The sequence below is a fragment of the Nocardioides sp. genome (assembly GCF_034670285.1).
GTDB lineage: Bacteria > Actinomycetota > Actinomycetes > Propionibacteriales > Nocardioidaceae > Nocardioides.
Map to the genome: position 1 here is coordinate 1 of NZ_JAXMNS010000453.1, position 2,860 is coordinate 2,860.

Sequence of the window (2,860 nt, forward strand, 5' to 3'; positions counted from 1 at the left end):
TACTCCAATTGTATTGGTAGGGTGCGGTTCCACCGGTGACACTTACATCTATTTTACCATTGGTATGCCGCGGCCGTAGACGTTGGCCGCAGGCTCCGGGTGGCGGAACCGCTCGTAGGCCTCGGCCGGGATCGCGCCGGTGACGCCGATGGACGCCGCGACCTGGCGGGAGGCGCGGAGCAGCCGCGAGCCGAAGCGGCGGGTGGTGCCGAGCGCGACGACCGGGGCGGGTGAGCCGTCGGTGGTGGTGAAGTCGGTCGGGAACTCGAGGATGCCGCGCACGTCAGCCCCGCGGAAGCCGTAGATCGACTGGTCGGGGTCGCCCACGACCACGAGGTCACGGCCCTCGCCGGCCAGGGCCCGCAGCAGGGCCACCTGGCTGGGGTCGGTGTCCTGGTACTCGTCGACGAAGACGTGGCGGAACTGCTCGCGCAGCTCGTCACGGTGGCGCTCGGCCTCGATCACCCCGCGCGCGATCAGGTCGGGGTAGTCGATGGCGGCCTGGTCGCCGAGGACGTCGAGGTACTGGGTGAGGAAGAGCCCCGCTGCCTCGAACTCCGGCACGCCCTCGGCGCGCCCGAGCTCGACGAGCTGGTCGGGGTCCAGACCCCGCTCCCTCGCGCGGGCGATCACGGTCTGCACCTCGCGCGCGAACCCGCGCGTGCCGACAGCGGCGCGCAGCGACTCGGGCCAGCGCACCGACTCGGGAGCGTCGGTGAGGAGCTCTTGGAGGACGACGTCCTGCTCGGGGGCCGAGAGCAGCCGCAGCGGAGCGGCGTAGAGCTCGGCCGGGGAGTAGCGGCGCACGAGCCCGTAGGCGAAGGAGTGGAAGGTCGAGCTGAGCGAGGACGTCATCGTGCGCCCCAGGCGGGCGGTCACCCGGTCGCGCAGCTGCTCGGAGGCCTTGCGCGAGAACGTCAGCGCGAGCACCTGGTCGGGCCGAGCCCCGCGGCGCTCGATCCGGTCGACGATCGCCTCGACGAGCGTCGTGGTCTTGCCCGTGCCCGGGCCGGCGAGCACCAGCAGCGGTCCGCCGGCGTGGTCGACGACCTGCTGCTGGTGCTCGTCGAGCCGCGGCACGTCGACGGAGCCGGCGGCGCTTACGAGGCGGTAGCGCGCCGCGGGTGCCGAGGTCGCTGCCGGGCCGGGAGTGCTCATGGGGCCACCTAACCAGCCGCCACCGACAGCACCACCGACAGCGCCACCGACAGCGCCACCGACAGCACCGTCGACAGCCTGCTCGGGTGGCTCAGGCGTCGGCCGGGCGCTCGTTGTAGACGCCCGCGACCTCCTGGCCGGAGAGCCCCGCGATCGCGGTCATGATCTCGTCGGTCAGCTCGCGCCGCGCTCGGCCCAGGGGGACGCCGTCGAAGCGTCCGGCCACCTCGATGGGTGCGCCGAAGCGCACCGAGATCGGCACCACGCGCGGCAGCCGGGCCCCGACGGGCTGCAGCTTCTCGGTGCCCACGAGCCCGACCGGCACGACCGGCGCCCCAGCGGTCAGCGCGAGGTGCGCCACCCCGGTGCGCCCCCGGTAGAGCCGTCCGTCGCGCGAGCGCGTGCCCTCGGGGTAGATCCCGAAGGCCTCGCCACGGCCGAGGACCCCGAGGGCGATGTCGAGGCTGACGAGGGCGGCGCGGGCGTCGTCGCGGTCGACCGGAAGCATGCCGAGTCCGCTGAACCAGGCCTTCGAGAGCGCGCCGCGAAGCCCGGGGCCGTCGAAGTAGTCGGACTTGGCGAGGAAGGCCACCCGGCGCGGCACCACGATCGGGATGACGAGCGAGTCGGCGAAGCTGAGGTGGTTGCTGGCCAGGAGCACCGGTCCGGTGGCGGGCACGTGCTCGAGCCCGCTGACGTCGGGGCGCCACACGGCCTTGGCGAGTGGGGGCACCACACGGTGCAGGACCTGGTAGAGCACCTGCTCAGTGTTGCGGTTACCCGTGAGTCCGCCGAATGACAGCCCTCAGACCGGACGAGTCCAGACGTACGGCGTCGACGTGGTCACCGCCACCAGCCCGGCGCGCTCGAGGATCGGCCGCGACATCTCGGTGCAGTCGCTGTGCATCCACCGGGCGCCCTGCTCGAGCGCCGAGCGGGAACGAGCCGCGGTGAGGGCCCGGTAGATGCCGCGCCCACGCCACGGCGCGAGCGTGGCGCCGCCCCAGAGGCCGGCGAAGTCGGTGCCGGCCACGAGCTCGAGGCGTCCGGTGCTGACGAGGCCGTGCTCGGTGCCGGCCGCCCAGACCTGCATCGCCCCGTCGCTGCGGTCGACCCGGTCGAGCAGGCTCTCGCCGGCGAGGTGGCGTCCGAAGACCTCGGCCTGCAGCGCCGAGACCTCCACGAGGAGCCGCGCACGGTCCGGGTCGTCGTCCACGCGGCGTACGACGACGCCCTCGGGCAACGGGGAGAGCACGGTCGCTGCCAGGTCGGCGGTCTCCCCCACCATCACCGTCTCGCTCTCGTCCGGCTCGAACCCGGCCGCGACGAGCAGCTCGTGCAGCCCCGGCACGTCGTCGTGCCCGCGGGTCTTCCACTCCGCACTCCCGACCTCCGGATGGTCGTCGAGGAAGGCGAGGGTGTCGGCGAGGACGGCGGGGACGTCGTGGCCGGACAGGTCCTCGTAGGTGAAGAACGCTCGCCCGTCGAAGACCGCACGCCACAGCGGACCGGCGGAGTCCCACCACGGTGCCATCGCGACCTCGGCCTCACCGCGCAGCTGGGCGTCGTAGGCCGCGCGCAGGTCGGCAACGGTGGAGGTCACCCGCCGAGGCTGCCAGAACGCCGCCGCCAGGTCGACGGAGATTCCGGACCGCCGCAGGGGCGTGCCCTCCTCGAGGTAGTGCGCCCGCGCCTCGTCGTG

At 73.3% G+C, this 2,860-nt stretch carries 4 protein-coding genes; all 4 read right to left on the reverse strand.

Annotated features, from left to right (window positions below; translation table 11 throughout):
* Positions 1-52 (reverse strand): hypothetical protein (locus tag VOI19_RS19380; RefSeq protein WP_416366397.1); only part of this gene is annotated, 52 nt, incomplete at its 3' end.
* Positions 49-1,158: an ATP-dependent helicase gene (locus VOI19_RS17525; protein WP_323794234.1), complete on the reverse strand. Its 1,110-nt coding sequence runs from the start codon at positions 1,156-1,158 to the stop codon at positions 49-51. The genes VOI19_RS19380 and VOI19_RS17525, both read right to left, overlap by 4 nt.
* A gap of 91 nt (positions 1,159-1,249) precedes the next feature.
* Positions 1,250-1,918 carry a lysophospholipid acyltransferase family protein gene (locus VOI19_RS17530; RefSeq protein WP_323794235.1) on the reverse strand — a complete coding sequence of 223 codons (669 nt, stop codon included), beginning with the start codon at positions 1,916-1,918 and terminating at the stop codon, positions 1,250-1,252.
* 45 nt (positions 1,919-1,963) lie between these two features.
* Positions 1,964-2,860 (reverse strand): hypothetical protein (locus VOI19_RS17535; RefSeq protein WP_323794236.1); only part of this gene is annotated, 897 nt, incomplete at its 5' end.

What these genes read in the sequence shown, in the direction of transcription:
- VOI19_RS17525 (WP_323794234.1), bottom strand. Translation starts at nt 1,158, where the DNA reads ATGAGCACTCCCGGCCCGGCAGCGACCTCGGCACCCGCGGCGCGCTAC.